The following is a 24,798-nucleotide window of genomic DNA, read 5'->3' on the forward strand; positions in this document are numbered from 1 at the left end:
ATGCATTAAATAGTAACAAGAAAGCTGATTAGATAGGCGATATTAGCCTATATTAGAAAATCTGTGAATAATTCAGGATTTATACTATATATCTGTGAAACGACAGTTACTAAAAAGAGAAATTCTTCTATGAAAAAAATCTACTTACCAATTTACGCTAATAGGGAATAAATTTAAGACCGATTGTAGCAGAAATAATCATCGCAATAAATAATAATCGTTTCCAACCTGCTGATTCACCAAAGAAAAGGATGCCCATTAATGCACTCCCGACGGTCCCTATTCCTGTCCAAACTGCATAGGCTGTTCCCATTGAAATGGTCTTCATGGCAATTGAGAGCATAAGAAAGCTCAATGCAAATCCAGCTGTCATATAAACGATATTGATGAGCGATTTATTTTTATTAAACTTAGAAATCGCAGCAACTCCGGCAACCTCGCAAAAGCCTGCTAAAATAAGAAAAATCCAATCCATGATTTTATGCCTCCTTTTCTTGAACCTCATGCTCACTAGTTACTACTTTCAAGCCGATCACACCGGAAATAAGAACGGTACATAAAGCGATTTTCACCCAATTAAAGGGATAATCAAAAAAGATAATTTCCGCAAGAACAGTGCCAGCTGCACCTAACCCAGTAAAGACGGCATAAACGGTGCTGACAGGTAATGAATTTGTTGCTTTTATGAGCAGATAAAAGCTAATGATAATAGCTAAAAATGTACCTATCCATGCGAGAAGATCTTGAGCGTGCTTTAATCCAGCCACCCAGCTAACCTCAAAAAATCCCGCTATATAAACGAGCAGCCACTTTTTATTCATATTCAGATCCCCCTTTAGAAGCAATTCCTTGCCAGAAAATTTTCCAACCAGCGTTTAATCTCCGTTGAAACCGTTCAATTCCGCTGTATAAAAGCTCGACTAGAACAGCATCATTTAGGCCAATAAAGGCGATTACTGCATCATTTATGCTCACTGCCCCAATTAAGCTTTGTTTATTTTCCTTGAATAGCTCGACTAGAATGTCCTCCAATTCATCATAATAATGATAAATATTATCCATTACTTGATCATAGAGGTGATTGGGCGGTAAAAAGCCCATTCTTAGCAAAAACTTCGTAGCAGCCTGTTCTTCATACCGATTACTATACTCTTGCAGAAATTGAAATAGCTTTTTCTCCAAGGATAGTTGCTTATTCTTTATGAAGAAATTTATAATGTATTCTTTTTCCTGGATCAGCACCTCATTCATGACTGTAAGGAACAAATCATCCTTATTGGCAAAATGGGCGTATATTGATTGCTTTTTAATTCCAACCTCGCTTGCGATCGCGGATAAGGACGTTCCTTCATAACCGCTGTTTGCAAAGTGATTTAATGCTGCGATCTTAATTTTGCTTGCTGACATGCTTTTCATCCTTCCTGACGTTCGTCAGTTTATTAGTATAAACGTCCAATAAAATAGTGTCAATGTAAAAAATGGAAAAAGAATGAAGGTGGGTACTTTTGCCTATTGTTATTTGATCATGATATTGCTTTTTTTATGCCGGACTTGTTATTCTATTGAAAGTGGTGTTAAAATGCTCACCGCTACAAGTAAAAAAATACTTAGGAGTAAGCAACATGAATATAAACATATTTCAATATATCCTTATATTGCCCCTGTGCTTATTCGTCTTTCCTTCAATAATAAGTGCTGAAACAGAAGAAATTGAAAATATCCAGTTAGATAGTCAATCCGCTATATTGATAGAAGCAAACTCAGGTCAAGTTTTATATGAAAAAAACAGCCAAGAGAAACTCCCGCCCGCCAGCATTACAAAAATTGCAACCGCTATTTATGCTATAGAGAAGGGAAACCTCGATGATCTTGTTACGGTAAGTGAAAAGGCCAGGAATGTCGATGGAACCCGCGTATACTTAGAGACAGGTGAACAAGTTCCTTTAATCAAACTAATACAAGGTCTTGTGATTAATTCTGGAAATGATGCAGGTGTCGCGATTGCTGAACATTTAAGTGGGTCTGTAGATGAATTTGTCATCGATTTTAACCAGTATCTTCAAGAAGAAATAGGCGTTGAACATACACATTTTACAAACCCGCATGGACTTTATGATCCCGAGCATGTAACAACAGCTGAGGATATGGCCAAGATTACTCAATATGCGATGAAAAATGATATTTTTCGTGAGATTTTTAATACGGCAGAGCTTCCGTGGGATGGTGAAACATGGGATACAACCCTCATTAATCACCATATGATGGTGCGTGATCAATCGTATGAAGGAATAACCGGCGGTAAGAATGGATTCGTTACTGAAGCAGGCTTTACACTCGTGACGACGGCTGAACGTGAAAATTTAAGCTTGATTGTAGTCACGTTAAAGACAAAGACTGATGAACAATCGTATGAAGATACGGTAGCATTAATGGATTACGGATTTCATCATTTTGAAACAGAAAAAATAGCAGAGGATATGCAATTTGTAGATGATTTAGAGAGTCAATATGTAACGAATGAGGAAATCTCCTTTACAAAAAAAATAGGTGAGCTTACAGAGGAAGAGGTTCTTTCTTCCGGAATGTTAGTCATAAAGGGAGAAGATGGGAGAACCATTCTTGAGCAACAGCTGACAGCAGTCAATACAAAAGAAAAAAATGAACAAATGGATAGTAAAGTCGTAGCTTCTCCACTGCCGGAAGAAGAGCTGAATCATGAAGACCATTTATCTTTTCTCGTCCCTATAGCCCTTGTGATTACTTTAATTATTTCAAGTATGTTTTTATTACAGGTAAGAAGATTGTAAAGGGAGAATCTTTTTTGCATAATACGGCTTATTCAGCTATAATTTATTAAGATTCTATTCTTTTAAGAAAGAAGTGTTCAAGAATGAACTTAGGCTTCGGCGAAATCATGCTTATTGTGTTTGTCGCTTTACTTTTATTCGGTCCAAAGAAGCTGCCAGAGTTAGGTAAGGCTGCTGGAAAAACCTTAAGAGAATTTAAACGGGCAACAAAAGGTCTGATGGATGATGAGGACGATACCTCAGTAAAAAAATAACGATTGATTATGATAATGAGTGGGGCATGGCGTCTGCCAATGTCTCTTTTTTTTGGTTAAATACGTTATAAACCATTTTGTTTGTACGTATTTTTATAAGTAATGAACAAAAAAAGGAAAGCGCTTTTATCAGACCTCAGGAAAGGAAGATTCTTTGTCTTCATTTCGGAGTTGGCGCTGGCATCGAATTGAACAACATTCCTTATCTCTTTTTGCACTATCGGAGGCATGAACGCTTAAGCTTTTTCTGTTAAGAAGAAAATCATTTGCCTAAAGGAGGCATGTAACGTGCAAACACCAATATACAAGAACAGTTGGAACCTTGAGACGATCTTCAAAGGCGGCAGTCTTTCTTCCGAATTTACCGGTTATATAGCTGAGATCGAGCAGCTTGTTGCAGAGTTGGAAAAAATGATGAAGAAATGGCCGGTAGAGTTTGCTGTAACAGATATAAAGCAATTATTGGACACACTGGATAATATCACGTACATAAAAATTAAATTAGAACAAGCGGGATCATTTGTTAGCTGTTTGCAGGCACAAAACACTTCAGATGCACAGGCAAATCTCTTGCGTTCAAAGGTAACAGCAATTGGTTCAACCTTTGCAAAGACAAAACTTACATTCGAACAGCTGCTTGGGAATATGAACCAGGTTGTTTGGGATGAACTGCTAACAGATCAGCGGCTGCAAGGTCTTTCTTTTGTACTAAATGAAATACGCAATCATACAAAGGAAAGGCTATCTGTTGATAAAGAGCAATTGGTTCAAGGCTTGTCTGTTGACGGTTATTATGGCTGGGAACAGCTATATGATCTTTTAGTCGCAAAAATCCAAATTTCATTCGAAGAAAATGGCCATGTCAAGTCATTATCAGTTGGCCAAGCTGCAAATAAATTTTCTGAAAAAGACCGTTCTATTCGGAAAGACCTCTTTGTTAAATGGGAAAAAGCCTGGGGATCACAGGCAGATGTGTTTGCAGAGACATTAAATCGTATCGCAGGATTTCGCTTAACCGTTTATCATGAGAGAGGCTGGACTGATCCTTTAAAAGAACCGCTTGAAATAAATCGAATGAAAAAGGAAACACTTGAAACGATGTGGCAGGTTATTTCAGAAAATAAGCAGCCGCTCGTAAGTTATATGAAGCGGAAAGCAGAACGATTGGGCATAAATAAACTAAGTTGGTATGATGTCGAGGCTCCAATTGTGGAAACAGATCATTCCGAGGTCACCTATCAAGAAGGATCCCAGTTTATTTTGGAGCAGTTTAGCAAATTTGGACCGAATTTAACGGAGTTTACTAAAAAAGCTTTTGAACAAGAGTGGATTGAAGCTGAGGACCGTCCAGGAAAAGCACCAGGTGGATTTTGTACAGGATTCCCTGATAGCAATGAATCACGGATTTTTATGACGTTCTCAGGCTCGCCAGGAAATGTGTCAACACTTGCCCATGAATTAGGTCATGCGTTCCATTCCTTTGCGATGAACAGTGTTCATCCGCTAAATTGCGATTATGCTATGAATGTAGCGGAGACTGCATCGACATTTGCCGAAATGATTGTTGCCGATGCTGCAGTAAAACAAGCAAAAACTAAAACTGAAAGACTTGCTTTGTTGGAGGATAAATTACAGCGAAGTGTTGCATTGTTAATGAATATCCATGCCCGCTTTTTATTTGAAACAAGGTTTTATGAAGAAAGAAAGGCAGGATATGTTTCAAGTGAAAAATTATCAAAAATGATGGTGGAAGCTCAAAAAGAAGCATATTGTGACGCATTGGAGGAGTACCATCCGCATTTTTGGGCATCAAAGCTTCACTTTTATATTACCGATGTGCCATTTTATAATTTTCCGTATACATTTGGCTATTTATTTTCCCTTGGCCTATATGCAAAAGCGCTTGAGGAAGGAGAAGTCTTTGAAAAGCAATACATAGCACTGCTAAAAGATACAGGTTCAATGACTGTAGAGGAATTGGCTGCAAAGCATTTGTCGGTAGACTTAACCAAACGGGAATTTTGGGAGAAAGCGGTTCATTTGGCTGTAAGCGATGTTGAAGAATTTATGGAGTTAACAAATTAAAAAGAAAGAATGGGTTTTCATTTAGGAAAGATAGGGAATAGATCATAAAGTGTGGTTTACTCCCCGTTATGACCAGGTTAATTGAAAGAAACAGAGGTGGTTAAATTGAAGTTAGCAACGAAGATTATTATAGGATTGATCACTGGGGCAATTGTTGGATTACTCTTAAATATTTTTTCTCCTGACTTATTCGGAACACTTAATACCTTTTTATTTACGCCATTAGGAAAGATCTTTTTAAATTTAATTAATATGCTTGTTGTTCCTATTGTGTTTTTCTCGATCACACTTGGGGTTGCAGGGCTTGGAGATCCGAAGAAGCTTGGAAGAATCGGATTTAAAACCATTGCATTCTTTTTAGTAACAACGGCGATTGCGATAATAATCGGATTAGCTCTTGCGATGATTATTCAACCAGGCAATGTCGGCAACTTTGATACGGCGGGAGCGAAATTTGAAGCGGAAGAGGCACCATCAACCGCTGAGACATTATTAAATATCGTTCCAACCAATCCGATCAAAGCATTTGCAGAAGGAAATATGCTGCAAATTATCGTATTTTCGATCTTTGTTGGCTATGGGATTACGATGCTAGGAAAGAAATCAAGCGCTTTGCTAAATGTTGTTGAGCAAGGTAATGACTTGATGATGTTTTTAGTCAACTTGGTCATGAAGTTTGCTCCGTACGGTACGTTTGGGTTAATTGCAACAGCTGTCGGCAGTCAAGGTCTACCGGCTATTAAAGCAATGGGCTTATACATGAGTGTTGTCGTGTTAGCCCTTATTATCCATGCGATCTTCACGTATGGCTCAGCAGTGTTTTTCTTAGCAAAATACAATCCATTAACATTTTTCAAAAAGTTTGCCCCAGCAATGAGTGTTGCGTTTAGTACATCCAGCAGTAATGCAACCTTGCCTGTTTCCATGGAAACGGCGCAAAAGGAGCTCAAAGTGCCTGAATCGATCAGCAGCTTTGTTCAGCCGCTTGGTGCAACAATTAATATGGATGGTACAGCAATTATGCAAGGTGTGGCAACGATTTTTATTGCACAGGTTTACGGTGTATCTTTATCCCCAATGGAACTTGTGACCGTTGTATTAACTGCTGTATTGGCAAGTATTGGAACAGCAGGAGTGCCCGGCGTTGGGTTAATTATGCTGGCAATGGTATTAAGTTCTGTAAACTTGCCTGTAGCGGGAATCGGTTTAATTTTAGGTATTGATCGTTTATTAGATATGGCACGTACCGCAATTAATATTACAGGTGATGCTGCTTGTGCCTTATATGTTTCTGAAACAGAGAAAAAGCATATGAATCTTAAAGAGGAAAATTGATTATTACCTATAAAATGGAGCTGATGATAAGGGTCTGTCCTTATCATCAGCTCCATTTTTTATTAGAGGTATATACTAATCACTTTAAGGAGATGGATAAGATTGGGGTTTATTGATTAAAGGCCCTTATAGTTGTGAAAGAAACAGCGAGCATAATAATCCAAGGGAAGCGATTAAACCAACAATTGCACCACCTTCTTCAAACGCTTCAGGCATCATCGTTGATGCAACCATTGCCATGATTCCTCCTGCAGCAAAAGCGGAAATAAACGATAAAATGGTTGTTGATGTATTTTGCAGCAGTGAATAGCCAAGCAATGAACTAAGTGAAGCGAGGAATACAACGATAAGCCACATCGAAATGAGCATTTTTTTACTATAGCCGTCTTTTTTTAGCCCTACCGTACTTGAGAGCCCTTCAGGAAAGTTGCTAATAAAAACAGCAATAACCATTAAATAGCTGACAGTGCCCTGCTCAAGTAAGCTTACGCCAATAATCACCGATTCTGGAATGGCATCGATGATGGTCCCGATAAAAATCGATAACCCGGAATGATTCGTGTTCCGCTTTTTTGTCCGTTTCCTCTCGTTACCGCCTCTTTTCGCGATGATTGCTTCCGAAATGGTAAAAATGGATGCGCCAGATATAAACCCAACCGATGTTGCGATAAGACCGCCCTCTTTGACAGCTTCTGAAAGCAGCTCAAAAGAAGCAGCCCCGATTAAAACACCGGTACCAAATGACATGATCAAGCCTGTTATTTTTTTTGGCAAATCTGTTAGCAGCCCGATTAGCGCACCCATTAAAATGGAAGAACCGGCAAATGCTCCCCAAAGTCCAGCTTGAAGCAAATTTCTCATCTCCCGTCACTTCTTTTGGTGTTATTTTCCCCGAGTTTCTTTAGAAAAAACAATGAAAACCCCATATCATAAATAAAAAAGGCGGCTAACATATGTCAGCCGCCTAACGCTTATTCAGCTAAAATCTTTTCAAGATCGTCTAGTAATTTATTTGCCGCAATGACACCGCCTGCAGTGTTCCAAATAGCATCATCCACTTTATAAGCTTTTCCTTCTTTTACGACATTAAGGTTTTTCCAAAGAGGATCATTTGTCCATTCTTCCTCTGTTTTTGTTGCTTCTGTATCACCAGGAGGTGCATAAGTAAAGTAGAATAAAAGATCTGCATCCATTTTTGGAATGACTTCTTTACCTACCTCACGAACAAAAAGATCATCTGGATTATCTGCAAATAATTCTTGAACAGAGCTTGAGTGTTTTAATCCAAGCTTGTCAAATATTACTCCAGAGAATGTATCAGTATAATAAACTCTTGTTAAACCAGCCATAAAACGAACGACAGAGACCTCTTGGTTCAATTTATCACCAGCTGTTTCTTTTAGTTCTGTAATACGTGCTTCAAAATCTTCAATTACTTTGTTGCCTTCCTCTTCACGGTTTAAAGCTTTAGCATATAATTTGAAGTTTTCCTGCCAGTCGCCTCTTAATGTTTCAGCAAAAACAGTCGGTGCAATGGCACTTAATTTATCATAAATTTTTTCCTGACGCATTTTGTTGCCAATGATAAGATCTGGTTGAAGTGCTGCAATTGCCTCAACATTCACTTCACTTTCTGTTCCGACAACTTCCACATCCTTCATGTCATCTGCAATATGATCATACCATGGTTCACCTAACCAAGATTGAACAGCCCCAACAGGCTTAACACCCATTGATAGAAGGGCTTCAGTTCCTTCATTAGTTAAAATGACAATCTTTTCTGGAGTCCCTTTAATTTCAGTTGATCCCATTGCATGTTCGATTGTATAGGTTTCTTCAGCCTTCGCATCAGTACCTCCCTCAGCACCTTGAGATTCAGTGCCTTCTTCTGTTGCATTATTGCCGCAAGCAGCTAATAAAAGCATTACAAAGCTTAATACGAATAATGATAGCCATGATTTTTTATATGTAGCTTCCATTGTTTGTCCTCCTCGACATGATAATCATTTTCATTTACAAAGAGAATGATAAAAGTTATCAAGTAAAAAGTCAATATATAATTGAAAATGATTTTCAAGATCAACTGTTTTTGATATGATAGATATAGATATAAGTAGTGGTAGGGAGTACAACATGTTAATTAAATCTAATAAATTAAAAGTAGCTTGCCTGTTAGCTGGAGTTATCATCCTTCTATTTTTAATGTGTGGGAGTCTTATTTACGGCTATACAAATACAAACTGGAGAATGGTGTATGAAGCTTTTACTCAGTTTAATGGCTCTAATGAACATATCATCATTCAAAATGTTCGACTGCCAAGAGCATTAATAGGGGCGGTTGTTGGTGCAAGCCTGGCGATTGCTGGAGCGATTATGCAAGCATTGACGAAAAACCCGCTCGCATCACCGAGTGTTTTTGGGATCAACGCAGGTGCGGGATTTTTTATCGTTGTTGCCGTTTCCTTATTTTACGTTGACTCTTTGCAAGCCTATACATGGATCGCATTTGCTGGAGCTGCTTTAACAGCCTTTTTAGTCTACTTCATTGGCTCCTTCGGAAGGGAAGGGCTGACTCCAATGAAGTTAACATTAGCGGGTGCTGCAATGGCGGCATTATTTTCTTCGTTAACACAAGGGCTGCTTGTTGTGAATGAATCAGCATTAGATCAAGTTCTATTTTGGCTCGCCGGTTCCATCCAAGGCAGGAAAATGGAAAGCTTAACGACTGTGTTACCTTATGTAGGAGCAGCGATTATTCTAAGTATGTTTTTGACGAAGAAAATCAATATCCTCACAATGGGAGAGGATGTGGCAAAGGGGTTAGGGCAGCGCACAGGAACTGTAAAGCTTCTTGCAGCACTTATTGTAATCGTGCTTGGCGGCGGTTCTGTTGCAGTAGCTGGACCGATTGCTTTTATTGGAATTGTGATTCCTCATTTTACAAGGTTTTTAGTCGGACACGATTATCGCTGGATTCTTCCGTATTGTGCTGTGCTCGGTGGGTCGCTTTTAGTATTAGCTGATATTTTGGCAAGATATATTATTATGCCTGAAGAGGTTCCGGTAGGAGTTATGACAGCCTTTATTGGAACTCCCTTTTTTGTCTACATTGCACGCAGGGGGTTCGGACAAAAATGAAAAAGTATTTAAAACTGCGGATTGGCTCAGATAAAATTTCGTTTTTAATTGATAAAAAAGCACTTATTACATCTGTTATTTTACTTTTAATTGTCAGCGCAATTTTTCTTATCAGTACCGGGATTGGAGAGGTTTTAATCAGTCCGGTGAATGTTTTTAAAACACTTATCGGATATGGAACTGACATGGAGAATTTATTTGTTTTTTCATTCCGTTTACCAAGGATTATGGTCGCTTTATTAGTTGGAATCTGCTTAGCAACAGCAGGCGCTATCCTGCAAGGCCTGATCAGAAATCCGCTGGCTTCGCCAGATATTATTGGGATAACGGGAGGAGGTTCAGTAGCTGTTGTTGTTTTCCTGATGTTATTCAGCGATAAAAACAATGCTTTAACTGTAAATATTGAATGGATGCCTGTTGCAGCCTTTTTAGGGGCGACCCTTTTGGGACTGCTTGTCTATCTTCTGTCTTGGAAAAATGGTTCATCCTCAATCAGACTTGTCTTGATTGGAATTGGTTTATCCATGCTTACCCAATCATTAACAACTCTTTTTATGATCAGGGGGCCGATTTATCAAGCTGCACAAGCAAATGTATGGATTACAGGAACAGTATATGCAGCTACTTGGGAACAGGTTCGTGTGATGCTGCCAGTTGTTCTTATATTATTAGTTATCTGTATGATTTCGGTGCGAAATGTGAATATTCAGGAGCTAGGTGATGAATTAGCAACAGGTGTTGGGAGTGCTGTTCAAAAAAACCGGCTTTTCCTGTTGATTTTAAGTACAGCCTTAACAGGTATTGCGGTAGCATTTGCCGGTGCAATTAGTTTTGTCGGATTAATGGCTCCGCATATAGGCAGGAGGCTTGTCGGATCGTCTTTTGGTTCTTTATTGCCAGTTTCAGCGCTGATCGGAGCAATTCTGGTGATGGTCGCAGATTTAATCGGGAGGTCCCTATTTTCTCCGTTAGAAGTTCCTGCAGGCGTGTTTACCGCGGCAATCGGGGCACCCTATTTTATATATCTATTATTTAAGACACGGAATACGTAAAGCCTTAAGAGTTTTTGATAAAAGGAGTGGTTTACAATGCATGCAATTGAAACAAATGCCCTAACACTTTCATACGGCGATACAATCATAATCAATGAATTAGATGTGAAAATTCCCAAGGAGGAAATTACGGTTTTTATTGGTAGTAACGGTTGTGGAAAGTCTACATTGCTTCGCTCAATTGCGAGGCTGCTAAAGCCAAAGGAAGGCTCAGTATTACTTGAAGGAAATGCGATTGCAAAATTACCGACAAAGGAAGTAGCGAAGCAGCTTGCCATCTTGCCTCAAGGCCCTGTGGCTCCTGAAGGGTTAACCGTTTTGCAGCTAGTAAAACAGGGAAGATACCCTTATCAAAGCTGGTTAAAGCAATGGACGAAGGAAGATGAAGAGGCGGTTACAAGTGCCCTTAAAGCGACTGGAATGGAAGCTTTTGCCGAAAGACCTGTTGACTCATTATCCGGTGGTCAAAGGCAGCGTGCATGGATTGCCATGACGTTAGCACAGAAAACAGATATTATTTTGCTTGATGAACCAACGACCTATCTTGATATGACACATCAAATTGAAATTTTAGATCTGCTCTTTGAATTAAATGAACGTGAAAAACGCACCATTGTCATGGTGTTGCATGATCTAAATTTAGCTTGCCGTTATGCGCATAATCTAGTGGCTCTAAAAGACAAAAAAATCTATGCTCAAGGCAGACCTGAGGAAGTCATCAATTGCAGTTTAGTTCAACATGTTTTTCAAATGAATTGTGAAGTAACGGTTGATCCATTATTTGGAACTCCATTATGTATACCGCACGGAAGGGGCAGATGCATCGTGAGAGAAGTAGGGGTTGTAAATGGTTAAATTAAACGAGATTGAGATTGCTGCATTAAAAAAGTATCGCTTAAGCACAGAAGAAGCTGCACCATACGAAACGATTAAAGGCTTGGATTTGTTAAATGATGATTTGATGAAGCGGATTTTTGATAAAAAGCTTCAAGAAAAGCTAAATACAGATAAACAAAATGTTATTGGTTCAATGCTTGTAAAAAGATATGCGTTTATCGCTGCATTAGTGTTATATTCGATGAGTGTGTTTGATAAAGGAATAAACAGCTCCATTGAAAATGTTTCCTTGCAAACAGATGAAAATGATCCTTTATGGCTTCCAAGCTTTAACTTTGGAAACCTTGAAGTAACTACTCCTGGCTCTGACAGGGCAGACTGGAGAGCTGAAGTTGTTCAAACTCTATTTTTGAAAAATATCACAAAAGTTGTTTCATCTATATCGAGTCAAACGAAGATTGCTAAATCAGTGCTTTGGGAAAATATTGCCGTTTATGTCTTTTGGATGTATGAAACCTTGTTAAAGGATGAGAGCCTAACTAATGAACAATATTCAAAGGTCCAAGAGGATTTTCACTATGTTGTCATTGATGCTCCTCCAGCATTGTTCGGGGCAAAGTCGCGTAATCCGCTATCACAATTTTATCAGCCAAAACAAAATGATATCAGAACGCGAAAGACATGCTGTCTGTTTTATGTAACCTCAACGAATGGTGATCGCTGTACAACATGCCCTATTGAGTGCAGTAAAACGTTCATTAAGGAGGATGCTAAAAATGGATCATGAACTGGTTGAAAAGTTTGATGGGCTCCTTGAAAAATATACAGAATTACTGTTAGGGGATGCATCAGATGAACTAATGGAAAAGGTAAAAATGTGGGCGCTTTATTCCCATATAGCAAAATCGATGCCGCCTTTAGTAAAGCATTGGAATGCAACCTATCCAGATGCCAAAAATGAATTAAAAACGTTGATTAACGAGATTAAAGCGCTTAATGAAAAACATCGTGAATCAGCTAATAACAAATAAAAAAACCTCAGCTTTGAAGAGAAAGCTAAGGTTTTTTGTCTTATTGGGAAATACCGTTATAAGGTGATTGCTGCCCAAGATAGTTTGAAAATTGTTGATAAGATTGTTGAAGCTTTTGAGTTTCTGCTGCTTCAAGTGAGTACCAGCCATTTTTGAACATAAGATTGAAAAGGTCCCGCTGTGCTTGTTGTGTTTCATTGGTAATAGTTAAGATATCTTGATATAAAGCTTGATGGCTTGCTTCATTAAGGACTGTTGAATAAGCATCGGTCATATATTTTTCAGTCGATAAAAAATCGTTAACAAAGTCACGATCATTCATTTGTGAATTTTTTTGCATCTGTGTCGCAGGGTTCTGAATTTTCTGCTGATTATTATTCATGCCTATCACTCCTCACTTTATTGAAACTGTGAACTTGATTGTGATTGTTGCCCGGATCCAAGATGGGTTAAGATTTTCTGATAATGCTGATGGTGCATTTGACCAACTTGATCCAGTTGTGCTTTGATTTCTTGGTCCTGACATTGGGATGCATAAAAATGAGCTTTTTTCATCGCTAATAGATTCCAAGAAAGCATATCTGTCAAATAAAGCTGATCCTTTGTTGTTACAACCGCAGGCGGCTGCTGCATGATCCCTTGCTGCTGCATATTTTGTTGTTGCATCATGTACCCTCCTAAGATCATAGTGTCACATATCGTTCCACTAAACAAAGGAATTATACACAATCTTTCACTCGAGGACATATTGATAAGATGGGCAGAATACAGTCTGTAATAAGACATTTTGCCTAAAGATTTAAATTCGCTCTTTATGTATGTAGTGTTGGATTAGAAACGGTATAAAAACGATTAAGGAGGGTTTTATGATGGAACAGCTTCTGCGAAACTCTTTTATGTTTTTATCCAAAAATAGAATGATAACGAAATTAGCAAAAAAATATGGCTTAAAGTTCGGAGCGGCAAGGTTTGTAGCTGGTGAAAACATTGAATCCGCCATAAAGGTCATTAAGGACTTAAATGAAAAAGGTCTTGATGTAACGCTTGATTATTTGGGAGAATTTATTAAAAAGGAACAAGAAGCAAATGAAATGGCTGATCATTGCATACAGGCAATCGAAGCAATTTCACAAAATCAATTAAAGTCACAGCTTTCTCTGAAGTTAACCTCAATGGGGTTGGATATTTCAAATGAAGTAGTATTAAACAATATGAAGCGCATTCTTACGGCAGCTAAGCAATATAAAGTGTTTGTCACAATCGATATGGAGGATTACTCAAGATGTGAAAAGACACTTACTCTATTTAAACAACTAAAAAAGGAATTTAACAATGTTGGGACTGTTCTTCAAGCTTATCTTTATCGTACGGGCAGGGATATTGAGGAACTAAAGCGGTTTAAACCGAATTTGCGGCTTGTCAAGGGAGCATATAAAGAAACCTCCAAGGTAGCATTTCCAGAGAAAAAAGCAGTTGATGAAAACTTTAAGCAAATCATAAAAGCTCATATGCTGAATGGAAACTTCACAGCAGTTGCCACTCATGATGATATGATTATCAACTATACAAAAAGGCTTGTAAAAATTCATAAAATACCGAAGGAGCAATATGAATTCCAAATGCTTTACGGAATTCGTCCGGAAAAACAGCTTGAACTGGTAAAAGAAGGGTACCGCATGCGTGTATATGTGCCATATGGGACCGATTGGTATGGATATTTTATGAGAAGACTTGCAGAACGACCAGCAAATGTTGCCTTTGTATTAAAAGGAATTTTGAAAAAATGAATGAAGGCTGGCCATTTAAGTCAGCCCTCACATAACCTAAAAATTGTCATTCCCCATATTATCCTGCTTGTATTGCTGGTTTTGACTTGTGCGTTTACCGCCGCCAGTCTTTTCATTTGTAGGACCAGCGTTGCCCTTTACACTTGCAGCACTTACACCTGCTTTGGAAGGATTCTTTTTTAAACGTGCCATCAATTATCACCTCCTAACAATGTAGCTTTTCCAAAGTAGAAATTGATTATTTCGAAAAAAAGTGCTGAATGTATTGAAGAAATTTTCGAAATCTTTTATATTAAGGATAGAGGAACATATTTGCAATGAATTTTTTTTGGGAGAAAAATGAATGAGTATTCATTCAAATGGAGGGGAAGTAGCATGATCCAACGAATTAGAAAAGCTGCCGTACTAGGTTCTGGGGTAATGGGCTCAGGCATTGCAGCACATTTAGCGAATATTGGCATCCCGGTGCTGCTATTGGATATCGTGCCGCGTGAATTGGATGAAGGGGAAATCAAAAAGGGATTAACATTAGCAGAAAAGTCTGTACGAAACCGAATCGCTCAAACAGCAATTCAAAAGCTATTTAAACACAAACCAGCTCCATTAACTATTTCCGAAAATTCTTCCCTCATTGAGGCCGGAAATCTTGAAGATGATCTACATCGACTTTCTGAGGTAGATTGGATCATTGAGGTTGTTGTTGAGAATCTAGCTGTAAAGCAAAAGGTTTTTGCTGAGGTTGATAAACATAGAAAACCGGGGAGTATTGTTAGCTCAAATACATCAGGAATTTCTGTAGAGGCTATGGCTGAAGGGCGGTCGGAGGATTTTAAAAATCATTTCCTTGGAACGCATTTCTTCAATCCCCCTCGTTATTTAAAGCTTTTAGAAATTATTCCGACTAAGGACACAGATGAAAATGTTTTATCGTTTATGAAATCATTTGGTGAGGATGTTTTAGGAAAAGGTGTCGTCATTGCAAAGGACACACCTAATTTTATTGCAAACCGTATCGGTACGTACGGACTTTTAGTAACAGTACAACAGCTCATGAAGGAAGGCTATAGCGTTGGAGAGGTTGACTCTGTTACTGGACCTCTGATCGGCAGACCGAAAAGTGCCACCTTCCGTACACTAGATGTCGTTGGCTTGGACACCTTTGCTCATGTGGCCAAAAATGTTTATGACCAAGTGGAAGGAATGGAAAGGGAGGTTTTTGAGCTTCCTGGATTCATGCAGAAAATGCTTGATAATGGCTGGCTTGGAAGCAAAAGCGGGCAAGGCTTCTATAAAAAGGAAGGGAAGGAAATTCTCGAATTAAACCCGGAAACGCTTGAATATGAACAAAGAAAAAAGCTTTCTACCCCATCGATTGAAGCAGCAAAGCAGGCTAAAGGTTTAGAAAATAAATTGAAAGCGCTTATCTATTCGGATGACCGCGCGGGTACCCTTCTGCAAAATATTACGATTCCTACACTCATCTATTCTGCAGAACTTCTTGGAACCATTGCAGACGATATCGTTGCGATTGATCGCGCGATGAAATGGGGCTTTGGCTGGGAAGCAGGGCCGTTTGAGCTTTGGGATGCCATTGGGGTTGAAAAATCAATTGAATTAATCGCAGCTCGTGGCTTTGACGTTCCGGATTGGGTAAAAGAAATGATAGCGAAAGGCTATGAGACATTTTACCGCAAGGAAAATGGGGTTCTTTTCTTTTATAACAATGGTGAATATCGTCAAGTGCTCCAAAATTCAAAGGTGATCGATTTAAAAACACATAAAGAAGTACATGGTGTCATCAAGAAAAACAGTGGAGCAAGTTTGCTTGATATCGGTGAAGGTGTTGCCTTACTTGAATTTCATTCAAAAAGCAATGCAATTGGTTTAGATATTATTCAAATGATTAATTTTGCCATTGATGAAGTTGAAAAAAATTACAAAGGACTTGTGATCGGAAACCAGGGGAAAAACTTCTGTGTCGGAGCAAACCTTGGCTTAATTTTAATGGAAGCTCAAGATGATAACTATTTTGAAATTGATATGGTCATCCATCAATTTCAACAAGCGATGATGAAGATTAAATATAGTAAAAAGCCGGTCGTTGCAGCACCATTTGGTATGACGTTAGGCGGTGGTGCAGAAATATGCCTTCCAGCAAGCAGCATTCAGGCTTCAAGTGAAACCTATATGGGATTGGTTGAAGTTGGCGTTGGCTTAATTCCAGGTGGCGGCGGCAATAAAGAGCTATATATGAAGCATTTAAACAGCATGCCTAAAGGTATTGAATTTGATTTACAATCTGTTGCAAATAAAGTGTTTGAAACGATTGCAATGGCTAAAGTTTCCACCTCAGCAGCAGAGGCAAGAAAGAATCGATTCTTAAATGATAATGACAGAATTAGTGTAAATAGTGATCACTTGCTATACGATGCAAAGCAAAGAGTCATTGAACTCTATAATAACGGCTACCAGCCGCCAATTAGAAAAAAAGTACCTGTTGTTGGAGAAACCGGATATGCAACATTATTGCTTGGTGCGCAATCAATGTACTTGTCAGGTTACATTTCAGATCATGATTTAAAAATTGCCAAGAAGCTTGCCTATGTGATTGCAGGAGGAAAGGTTCCATTTGGAACAGAAGTGGATGAACAATATCTGCTAAATTTAGAAAAAGAAGCCTTTTTAAGTTTAGTAGCGGAAGGAAAATCTCAGCAACGTATGCAGCATATGCTTGTAAAAGGTAAACCGCTAAGAAATTAATGTTCCGTTTCTTGAGGAATTCCTTGAATGTTCTAATAAGCAAAGCTTTGATGATAGAGATCACAAAGGGAGGCATGAATGAATGCGCGAAGCTGTCATTGTAGCAGGTGCAAGAACACCTGTTGGAAAAGCAAAAAAAGGGTCATTAGCAAATATGCGGCCAGATGATCTCGGTGCGTTGGTCGTAAAAGAAACGTTAAAACGAGCAGGGGATTACAAGGGGAATATTGACGATTTAATCATCGGCTGTGCCATGCCTGAGGCTGAACAGGGACTGAATATGGCAAGAAACATTGGAGCGCTTGCAGGTCTTCCATATACAGTGCCGGCGATTACGATTAATCGCTACTGTTCATCAGGATTACAAAGCATTGCATATGGGGCAGAAAAGATCATGCTGGGTCATGCAGATACAGCCATTGCCGGTGGTGCAGAATCAATGAGTCTTGTCCCAATGATGGGGCATGTCGTGAGACCGAATGTACAATTAGCTGAGAATGCGCCAGAGTATTATATGGGAATGGGGCATACGGCAGAACAGGTCGCCCAAAAATATGGCATTTCCCGTGAGGAGCAGGATGCCTTCGCAGTTAGAAGTCACCGAAGAGCGGCTAATGCGATTAAGGAAGGAAAATTTTCTGAGGAAATTGTTCCAGTAGAGGTTCCGGTAAGAACAGTTGGCGCAGATCATAAGCTGAAAGAGCAGATTATTTCTTTCACTCAAGATGAAGGAGTACGAGAAAATACAACATTAGAAGTGTTAGCGACGCTTCGACCTGCGTTTTCCACAAAGGGTTCGGTAACAGCTGGCAACTCTTCACAAACCAGTGATGGAGCAGCGGCAGTGATGATAATGGACAGAGAGAAGGCAGAATCAGAAGGTTTAACACCAATGGCCAGGTTTCGATCATTTGCAGTAGCAGGCGTTCCGCCGGAAATAATGGGAATCGGCCCAATTGCTGCCGTTCCATTAGCTTTGAAATATGCTGGATTAGCACTAGAGGATATCGGTCTATTTGAATTAAATGAAGCGTTTGCTTCCCAATCGATCCAAGTGATCCGTGATCTTGGACTAGATGAAGAAAAAGTAAATGTCAATGGAGGAGCGATTGCTCTTGGGCATCCGCTCGGTTGCTCAGGCACCAAATTAACACTCTCTCTTATACATGAAATGAAACGAAGAAATGAGCAATTCGGGGTTGTTACCATGTGTATCGGCGGAGGTATGGGTGCTGCAGGGGTATTTGAATTAGTGTAAAAGCAGATTTTTAGATTTATTGAAGCCTAGCGTATTAAAAAAATGCATAAATGGGGGAGTTTTTCATGGGAAAAGCAACGGATGCAGTGATTAAAGGCGGCAGTTTTTTAATTGAGGATCTACCGTATGACCGTTTATTCACACCAGAGGATTTTACAGATGAGCATAAAATGATTGCCAAGACAACAGAGGACTTTGTTGTAAATGAGGTGTTACCGCATCTTGAAGATATCGAAAATCATCAGTTTGATAAATCTGTAAAGCTATTAAAACAAGCTGGTGAACTTGGTCTTTTAGGTGCAGATGTTCCTGAGGAGTACGGTGGTTTAGGGCTTGATAAAATCAGTTCGGCTTTAATCACAGAAAAGATTTCAAGAGCGGGAAGCTTTTCCTTATCCTTTGGCGCACATGTCGGAATCGGCTCACTTCCAATCGTGTTATTCGGTAATGAAGAACAGAAGCATAAGTACTTGCCAGGTCTTGCTGCAGGTGAAAAGCTTGCCGCATATGCATTAACCGAACCTAATTCCGGTTCAGATGCTCTTGGAGCAAGAACCACTGCAAAGCTTAACTCTGAGGGTACCCATTATGTGCTTAATGGTGAAAAGCAATGGATTACAAACTCAGCTTTTGCTGATGTCTTTATTGTCTATGCGAAAGTAGATGGTGAGCATTTTTCAGCTTTCATCGTTGAAAGGGAATATCCGGGAGTATCGACAGGACCTGAAGAAAAGAAAATGGGGATTAAGGGCTCCTCAACGAGAACGCTTATATTAGAAGATGCACTTGTACCGAAGGATAACTTATTAGGTGAGCTTGGTAAAGGTCATGTTATTGCTTTTAATATCTTAAATATCGGCCGCTACAAATTAGCTGTAGGCACTATCGGCGGGTGTAAACGGGTCATAGATCTTGCAGTTCAATATGCAAATCAGCGCCAGCAATTTAAAACACCGATCTCACGTTTTTCTCTGATCCAAGAAAAGCTGGCGAAAATGGCAGCCAAAACTTATGCAATGGAAAGCTCGGTATATCGCACAGTTGGTCTGTTTGAGGAACGCATGGGTCGTCTAACAGATGAACAATTAAAAGATGGAAAAGAAGTAGCTGCCGCTGTTGCTGAATATGCAATTGAATGCTCGCTTAATAAGGTGTTTGGCTCTGAAGCGCTTGATTATGTTGTAGATGAAGGGGTTCAAATCCACGGCGGATATGGTTTCATGGCAGAATATGAAGTAGAAAGAATTTATCGCGACTCACGGATTAACCGAATTTTTGAAGGGACAAACGAAATTAACCGTTTATTAGTTCCAGGAACTTATTTACGAAAAGCTATGAAGGGAGAGCTTCCGCTATTCCAAAAGGCTCAAAGCTTACAGGAAGAGCTTATGATGCTTATGCCTGAGGAGGTTGGTGAGGGAACACTCGAGCAAGAAAAATACCTATTGAAAAACGCTAAGAAAATTGGAATCCTCATTGCCGGATTGGCAGCACAAAAGTTTGGAAAGGACCTACAGAAGGAACAAGAGATTCTTGTTAATATTGCTGATATCGTAAGCAATGTTTATGCGATGGAATCGGCCATCCTGCGGACAGAAAAGGCAATTGCCAAATCTGGAGAAGAAAAAAATAAACAAAAACTCTTATACACGCAAGTATATTGTCAAGAAGCCTTTAATGAAATTGAAGCGAATGCAAAGGAATCATTAATTGCGGTAGAGTCAGGAGATGCATTACGCATGATGATGTCAGCATTGCGCAAATTTACTCGCCATACCCCAATCAATGTTATTGCAAAAAAACGTGAAATTGCTTCTGCATTGATTGATAAAAACGCTTATCTAGCATAGACAGGTGGCTGAGGCTGTTTTTAAAACAGCCTCTTTTTTACCTATAATAACAAAGAAAATAAATATCGCTAATTAGGCTTGTACGTCTTGATATGATAAGATAAAGTTAAATTAAGTAAAAAGAGTAGGTGGTGAGATGTATGGCTTTAAATTTTTATTGGTATCCTAAATGTGGTACTTGCCGTAAAGCAAAGAAATGGCTTGAAGAACATAATATTGCCTTCAATGAAATACATATTGTTGAAAATCCACCGAGCAAGGACGAGCTAGCGTCTTTTTTTAAAAAAAGTGGATTGGAATTAAAAAAATTCTTTAACACAAGCGGTCAGAAATACAGGGAGCTAGGCTTAAAGGATAAACTAGCGACAATGTCAGAGGAAGAAATGCTTGAACTGTTAGCTTCTGATGGCATGTTGATTAAGCGGCCAATTGCTGCAGACGAAGATGCGGTTACTGTTGGGTTTAAAGAAGAGCAATATGCTGAAATCTGGGGATCTTAATAGATAATTCTTGCATACTTTGCTGCAAACTGGTACAACATTATTGAATAATCAAAAGTAAACGAGTAATAACAATTGATCAATTAAAAATGAACGAATGCTGGAGGTAAAGAACATGAACACACCTAAAGAACTGCGTTATTCTGAAGAACATGAGTGGGTAAAGGTTGAAGGAGATAAGGTTCGCATTGGTATTACGGATTTTGCACAATCAGAGCTTGGTGATATCGTATTCGTTGAGCTGCCGCAAATTGGAGACGAAATCCAAGCGGACGAGCCATTCGGCAGTGTTGAGTCTGTGAAAACTGTTTCCGAACTTTATGCGCCAATCAGCGGAAAGGTTGTAGAAATTAACGAAGATCTTGATGATAGCCCGGAATTTGTTAATGAATCACCTTATGAAAAAGCGTGGATGATTGTTATTGAACCAGCAAATGTAGCTGACGTTGAGAATTTAATGACAGCTGAACAATATGAAGAAATGACAAACGAAGACTAATAAGGATGATAACATGATTTATGGACACCCTACAAATAGATAAGGAGGGTGTCCATATGTCTTTTGAAAAACAACGTTTAGCAGTGGAACGCTCCATTGCTCTTTTTAAAGGTGGTTTCTATCAATCGTTTTTTTCTGAAATTTTAAATTTGAGAAAAAACATTTAATAAAAAGGAAACAACCTCGACAAATCGAATAGTTTATAGAAAAGACTTTACTTTAAAAAACAGGTGATGTTTATGTCGTTAGTTGAGGTTGAAAAGGTATTAATTGTTGAAGGTAAATCAGATAAAAAGAAAGTGCTTAATGTCTTAAATGAACCAATCGAAATTATCTGTACAAACGGGACAATAAGTGTGGCAAAGCTTGATGAGTTAATTGATGAATTATTTTTAAAGGATGTATATATTCTAGTTGATTCTGATGATGCAGGTGATCGCCTGCGTAAGCAATTTAAAAGAGAATTACCAGAGGCTTCACATCTTTATATTGATAGAGCCTACCGTGAAGTAGCAACAGCGCCAGATCACCATGTTGCATCTGTGCTATTAAGTGCGAATATTGATGTGAATACGAAATATTTATAGAAAGGTACTATTTTTTTACTTATGGTTGAATGGGAAAAAAAGCAGCTTACGATACAAAACGAGGGTCTTATGCTTTTGTATTTATATACCCCAATGTGTGGAACATGTCAAGTAGCTAAACGGATGTTATCTGTTATAGATGAACTATTACCGTCAATAACGATCCATTCTGTAAATCTTAATTATTTTCCTACTGAAGCAAAAGAATTGGAAATTGAAAGTGTGCCATGTCTACTTATTTATGAGAATGGTTTGGAAAAGGAAAGGGTCTATGCATTCCAATCTGTGAGCTATCTACATGAATTAATGAAGCAATATATCCATTAAACTGACATATTTCTTGGGAAATAGTAACGAAGGTAGCATGAAAATGATAAAAAGGGCAGAAACTGTCGACTTATTTTTAAAGGATTCTTCCGTTATTCAATGAAGTTAGTAAATAACTTGGTTGAAATCGGGAGGTTTTTTATGTTTATGAAAACATTTATTGCCAATTTTAATAAAGCGCAATTTTTAGCACCACTTTTCATGAAACACTCTCTTTTTATTGAAATAAAACCTCATCATGAGAATAGCTATTATATTGAATTGTCATCAGAAGGCGCTAAAACATTAACATATCCCCCTAATCATATTGACTTTCTCATAGAGGGTGAGCTTGAGGACCTGGAAGAGGTTTTATTAAACCACGCTAGTTTAAAACAATTGATTGCCTCTGGAAAAGTGAAAATTAAAGGATCTTATCGTCATTTTTTAAAGTTTGACGCGATCATTAAGCTAAGCGCATGTTGATTATCCTTGAAATCCGTCTTTAAAATCGCTTACATATATAGAGGCAGAATATTCCGAACTTTTTGTGGGCAATTTTTTCAATGCTTTTTTATGGGATAAAAGATGAGGAGATCAATTGGGGATGGCTTAGAAATCTGGGTCATCCCGTTTTATTTTCTTTAGCAAGGCCATCCACTTTTTCAAAATAGTTTAGTAGTAAATTAATTTTTGGTAGTTAAGGAGATTTTGTTGACATCCTTTTAAAGTGCATGATACAATCACAAACGTATTTAAAGCTCATCATGAATTTTATGAAAAACTTTTATTATATAATTTGATCTCTTATCAAGAGAGGTGGAGGGAAGTGCCCTATGAAGCCCGGCAACCATCAACGCTGTTGAAATGGTGCCAATTCACGCAAAGCAAAAGCTTTGAAAGATGAGAGAAAGGACATTTGCTATGCCTTTCTGCTCATTTAGCAGAAGGGTTTTTTTCTTATCTTTGTCTTACACCCATTTTTTAGGTGAGATTTTAAGAATCGAAAGAAGGTGACACAATGATTACATTAAAGAATGTAAAAAAGATATATCAAACAAAATCAGGTAATGTAACGGCTGTAAATAATGTCAATTTAACGATAGATAAAGGGGAAATCTTCGGAATCATTGGTTACAGTGGTGCAGGAAAAAGCTCTTTAATTCGATTGCTGAATGGCTTGGAAAAACCAACAAGCGGAGAGATCAATGTCGCAGGAAGCCAAATTGACTCGATTAGCGGGAGTAAATTACGTAAAGCACGCTTGGAAATTAGCATGATCTTTCAACATTTCAATCTATTATGGTCACGAACGGTAAGAGAGAATATTGCATTTCCATTAGAAATAGCTGGCGTAAATAAAACCGAACGTTTAAAGCGTGTTGATGAGCTAATTAAGCTTGTAGGGCTGGAAGGCCGTGAAAATGCATACCCTTCTCAATTAAGCGGCGGTCAAAAGCAGCGGGTAGGAATCGCTAGGGCATTGGCCAATAATCCGAAGGTATTACTGTGTGATGAGGCAACCTCTGCACTTGATCCGCAGACAACAGATTCCATCTTAGATTTACTGGTTGATATCAACAAAAGATTAGGTCTTACAATTGTTCTGATAACACATGAAATGCATGTTATTCGAAAAATTTGCCATCGTGTAGCAGTTATGGAAAATGGACAAGTTGTTGAGGAAGGAAATGTACTTGAAGTATTTAAGAATCCTAAACAGCCAATTACGAAACGGTTTGTGAAGCAAGTCACAGAATCGGAAGAAACAAACGAAGTGGTTGCCCATTTAGCGGAGCTATATCCTAAGGGCAAAGTGATTCAATTAACATTTGTTGGCGAATCAGCTGAACAGCCATTGATTACAAACTTAATCAGAAGGTTTGATCTTGATGTTAATATTTTGCAAGGGAAAATTTCACAAACACAAGGCGGCTCATATGGAAGTTTGTTCATCCATTTAGATGGAGAAGAAGAAGAGCTCAATAAGGCTTTAGAATTTATTTATCATCAACAAATTGAGGTGGAGGTGATTGCAAATGCTTGAACAGCTTCTACCTGAAGTGGATTGGGAAAAGGTATTGGAAGCCACGAATGAAACCATTTATATGACCGGCATATCTGTCGTGGCAACATTCTTTTTAGGAATTATCCTGGGATTATTGTTATTTTTGACAGCAAAGGGAAACATATGGGAAAACAAGCTTATCAACGTAATTGTAGCTGGGATCGTCAATATTTTCCGCTCCATTCCCTTTATTATCTTAATTATTTTATTACTGCCATTTACAAAAATAGTGGTGGGTACTATTTTAGGTGCTAATGCAGCCTTACCTGCACTGATCATCGGTGCAGCGCCGTTTTATGCACGTATGGTTGAGATTGCCTTACGTGAAATCGATAAAGGTGTTATTGAGGCAGCTAAATCAATGGGGGCTAAAACAAGCACGATTATCTGGAAGGTTCTCATTCCAGAATCAATGCCAGCGTTGGTTTCTGGTATTACTGTAACAGCTATTGCGCTAATTGGATATACAGCAATGGCAGGGGCAATTGGTGCCGGCGGTTTAGGAAATTTGGCCTTTTTGGAAGGTTTTAACCGCGGCAATAACCAGGTTACATTTGTAGCAACGATAATTATTTTAATCTTTGTGTTTATTATCCAATTTATTGGGGATATCATAACTAAATCTATTGATAAACGATAGGAGG

At 38.6% G+C, this 24,798-nt stretch carries 28 protein-coding genes and 1 riboswitch; of the genes, 20 read left to right on the top strand and 8 right to left on the bottom strand.

Translation table 11 applies throughout. The features are described 5' to 3' along the window. Positions 1–157: 157 nt before the first annotated feature. Genes Q1B07_RS03390 through Q1B07_RS03400 form a run of 3 tightly spaced genes read right to left on the bottom strand, consistent with a single transcriptional unit; the run spans position 158 to position 1,407 of the window. Positions 158–475 (bottom strand): multidrug efflux SMR transporter, encoded by a 318-nt coding sequence (locus Q1B07_RS03390; RefSeq protein ID WP_299087557.1) that lies wholly within the window; start codon positions 473–475, stop codon positions 158–160. Positions 476–479: 4 nt separating this feature from the next. Then, positions 480–821: a multidrug efflux SMR transporter gene (locus Q1B07_RS03395; RefSeq protein ID WP_299087555.1), complete on the bottom strand. Its 342-nt coding sequence runs from the start codon at positions 819–821 to the stop codon at positions 480–482. Next, positions 814–1,407: a TetR/AcrR family transcriptional regulator gene (locus tag Q1B07_RS03400; protein ID WP_299087553.1), complete on the bottom strand. Its 594-nt coding sequence runs from the start codon at positions 1,405–1,407 to the stop codon at positions 814–816. The genes Q1B07_RS03395 and Q1B07_RS03400 overlap by 8 nt, the downstream gene beginning before the upstream one ends. Before the next feature lie 215 nt (positions 1,408–1,622). On the opposite strand from Q1B07_RS03400, the gene Q1B07_RS03405 reads away from it, so the two are divergent. From Q1B07_RS03405 to Q1B07_RS03420, 4 genes are all read left to right on the top strand, one after another. Further along, the gene (locus tag Q1B07_RS03405; protein WP_299087551.1) at positions 1,623–2,807 is read left to right on the top strand and encodes a D-alanyl-D-alanine carboxypeptidase family protein; all 1,185 of its coding nucleotides are present in this window, start codon (positions 1,623–1,625) and stop codon (positions 2,805–2,807) included. 83 nt (positions 2,808–2,890) lie between these two features. Next, positions 2,891–3,061: a twin-arginine translocase TatA/TatE family subunit gene (locus Q1B07_RS03410; protein WP_046512441.1), complete on the top strand. Its 171-nt coding sequence runs from the start codon at positions 2,891–2,893 to the stop codon at positions 3,059–3,061. 288 nt (positions 3,062–3,349) lie between these two features. Further along, the gene (locus Q1B07_RS03415) at positions 3,350–5,146 is read left to right on the top strand and encodes a M3 family oligoendopeptidase (protein ID WP_299087543.1); all 1,797 of its coding nucleotides are present in this window, start codon (positions 3,350–3,352) and stop codon (positions 5,144–5,146) included. A 105-nt stretch (positions 5,147–5,251) separates the two neighbouring features. Beyond that, entirely contained in the window at positions 5,252–6,481 is a 1,230-nt protein-coding gene (locus Q1B07_RS03420) for a dicarboxylate/amino acid:cation symporter (protein WP_299831875.1), read from the top strand. Between the two features lie 126 nt (positions 6,482–6,607). On the opposite strand, the gene Q1B07_RS03425 is transcribed toward Q1B07_RS03420, so the two are convergent. Both Q1B07_RS03425 and Q1B07_RS03430 read right to left on the bottom strand, forming a co-directional pair. Continuing rightward, a complete protein-coding gene (locus Q1B07_RS03425) occupies positions 6,608–7,333 on the bottom strand; it encodes a ZIP family metal transporter (protein WP_299087590.1) in 726 nt (241 codons plus the stop codon). Between the two features lie 119 nt (positions 7,334–7,452). Beyond that, entirely contained in the window at positions 7,453–8,460 is a 1,008-nt protein-coding gene (locus Q1B07_RS03430; RefSeq protein ID WP_299087539.1) for an iron-siderophore ABC transporter substrate-binding protein, read from the bottom strand. A 154-nt stretch (positions 8,461–8,614) separates the two neighbouring features. On the opposite strand from Q1B07_RS03430, the gene Q1B07_RS03435 reads away from it, so the two are divergent. Genes Q1B07_RS03435 through Q1B07_RS03455 form a run of 5 tightly spaced genes read left to right on the top strand, consistent with a single transcriptional unit; the run spans position 8,615 to position 12,539 of the window. Then, complete coding sequence (locus Q1B07_RS03435; RefSeq protein ID WP_299087537.1) at positions 8,615–9,619, top strand: iron ABC transporter permease; 1,005 nt, start codon at positions 8,615–8,617, stop codon at positions 9,617–9,619. Beyond that, positions 9,616–10,671 (top strand): iron ABC transporter permease, encoded by a 1,056-nt coding sequence (locus Q1B07_RS03440; RefSeq protein ID WP_299087535.1) that lies wholly within the window; start codon positions 9,616–9,618, stop codon positions 10,669–10,671. Before Q1B07_RS03435 ends, Q1B07_RS03440 begins: the two co-directional genes overlap by 4 nt. Before the next feature lie 36 nt (positions 10,672–10,707). Further along, entirely contained in the window at positions 10,708–11,526 is an 819-nt protein-coding gene (locus Q1B07_RS03445; protein ID WP_299087532.1) for an ABC transporter ATP-binding protein, read from the top strand. Then, on the top strand, positions 11,519–12,295 hold the full coding sequence (locus tag Q1B07_RS03450) for an IucA/IucC family C-terminal-domain containing protein (protein ID WP_299087530.1): 777 nt from the start codon (positions 11,519–11,521) through the stop codon (positions 12,293–12,295). The genes Q1B07_RS03445 and Q1B07_RS03450 overlap by 8 nt, the downstream gene beginning before the upstream one ends. After that, complete coding sequence (locus Q1B07_RS03455; RefSeq protein WP_299087528.1) at positions 12,285–12,539, top strand: YusU family protein; 255 nt, start codon at positions 12,285–12,287, stop codon at positions 12,537–12,539. The genes Q1B07_RS03450 and Q1B07_RS03455 overlap by 11 nt, the downstream gene beginning before the upstream one ends. A 40-nt stretch (positions 12,540–12,579) precedes the next feature. On the opposite strand, the gene Q1B07_RS03460 is transcribed toward Q1B07_RS03455, so the two are convergent. Next, the gene (locus Q1B07_RS03460) at positions 12,580–12,921 is read right to left on the bottom strand and encodes a spore coat protein (RefSeq protein ID WP_299087526.1); all 342 of its coding nucleotides are present in this window, start codon (positions 12,919–12,921) and stop codon (positions 12,580–12,582) included. 17 nt (positions 12,922–12,938) lie between these two features. Then, the gene (locus Q1B07_RS03465; protein ID WP_299087524.1) at positions 12,939–13,208 is read right to left on the bottom strand and encodes a hypothetical protein; all 270 of its coding nucleotides are present in this window, start codon (positions 13,206–13,208) and stop codon (positions 12,939–12,941) included. 200 nt (positions 13,209–13,408) lie between these two features. On the opposite strand from Q1B07_RS03465, the gene Q1B07_RS03470 reads away from it, so the two are divergent. Further along, positions 13,409–14,326: a proline dehydrogenase gene (locus tag Q1B07_RS03470; protein WP_299087522.1), complete on the top strand. Its 918-nt coding sequence runs from the start codon at positions 13,409–13,411 to the stop codon at positions 14,324–14,326. 36 nt (positions 14,327–14,362) lie between these two features. Here Q1B07_RS03470 and Q1B07_RS03475 read toward each other — a convergent pair whose 3' ends face one another. Next, positions 14,363–14,518 (bottom strand): YuzL family protein, encoded by a 156-nt coding sequence (locus tag Q1B07_RS03475; RefSeq protein ID WP_299087520.1) that lies wholly within the window; start codon positions 14,516–14,518, stop codon positions 14,363–14,365. 186 nt (positions 14,519–14,704) lie between these two features. Between Q1B07_RS03475 and Q1B07_RS03480 the strand changes: the two genes are divergently transcribed. From Q1B07_RS03480 to Q1B07_RS03525, 10 genes are all read left to right on the top strand, one after another. Further along, complete coding sequence (locus Q1B07_RS03480) at positions 14,705–17,086, top strand: 3-hydroxyacyl-CoA dehydrogenase/enoyl-CoA hydratase family protein (protein ID WP_299087588.1); 2,382 nt, start codon at positions 14,705–14,707, stop codon at positions 17,084–17,086. Positions 17,087–17,168: 82 nt separating this feature from the next. Then, a complete protein-coding gene (locus Q1B07_RS03485; protein WP_299087518.1) occupies positions 17,169–18,344 on the top strand; it encodes an acetyl-CoA C-acetyltransferase in 1,176 nt (391 codons plus the stop codon). Positions 18,345–18,409: 65 nt separating this feature from the next. Beyond that, positions 18,410–20,194: an acyl-CoA dehydrogenase family protein gene (locus Q1B07_RS03490; protein WP_299087515.1), complete on the top strand. Its 1,785-nt coding sequence runs from the start codon at positions 18,410–18,412 to the stop codon at positions 20,192–20,194. Between the two features lie 140 nt (positions 20,195–20,334). Further along, positions 20,335–20,694: an arsenate reductase family protein gene (locus Q1B07_RS03495; RefSeq protein ID WP_299087513.1), complete on the top strand. Its 360-nt coding sequence runs from the start codon at positions 20,335–20,337 to the stop codon at positions 20,692–20,694. A 115-nt stretch (positions 20,695–20,809) separates the two neighbouring features. Continuing rightward, a complete protein-coding gene (gcvH, locus tag Q1B07_RS03500) occupies positions 20,810–21,193 on the top strand; it encodes a glycine cleavage system protein GcvH (protein ID WP_299087508.1) in 384 nt (127 codons plus the stop codon). 239 nt (positions 21,194–21,432) lie between these two features. After that, positions 21,433–21,780 carry a toprim domain-containing protein gene (locus Q1B07_RS03505; RefSeq protein WP_299087506.1) on the top strand — a complete coding sequence of 116 codons (348 nt, stop codon included), beginning with the start codon at positions 21,433–21,435 and terminating at the stop codon, positions 21,778–21,780. Positions 21,781–21,801: 21 nt separating this feature from the next. Continuing rightward, positions 21,802–22,107, top strand: coding sequence for a thioredoxin family protein (locus tag Q1B07_RS03510; RefSeq protein ID WP_299087504.1), 306 nt, complete (start codon positions 21,802–21,804; stop codon positions 22,105–22,107). Between the two features lie 141 nt (positions 22,108–22,248). Next, on the top strand, positions 22,249–22,572 hold the full coding sequence (locus Q1B07_RS03515; protein ID WP_299087501.1) for an SCP2 sterol-binding domain-containing protein: 324 nt from the start codon (positions 22,249–22,251) through the stop codon (positions 22,570–22,572). Positions 22,573–22,890: 318 nt separating this feature from the next. Next, a riboswitch (SAM riboswitch) is annotated at positions 22,891–22,996 on the top strand. Positions 22,997–23,107: 111 nt separating this feature from the next. Beyond that, on the top strand, positions 23,108–24,133 hold the full coding sequence (locus Q1B07_RS03520) for a methionine ABC transporter ATP-binding protein (protein WP_299087499.1): 1,026 nt from the start codon (positions 23,108–23,110) through the stop codon (positions 24,131–24,133). Next, on the top strand, positions 24,126–24,794 hold the full coding sequence (locus Q1B07_RS03525; protein WP_299087497.1) for a methionine ABC transporter permease: 669 nt from the start codon (positions 24,126–24,128) through the stop codon (positions 24,792–24,794). The genes Q1B07_RS03520 and Q1B07_RS03525 overlap by 8 nt, the downstream gene beginning before the upstream one ends. Positions 24,795–24,798 lie beyond the last annotated feature (4 nt).

The sequence above is a fragment of the uncultured Metabacillus sp. genome (assembly GCF_947503125.1).
Lineage (GTDB): Bacteria > Bacillota > Bacilli > Bacillales > Bacillaceae > Metabacillus.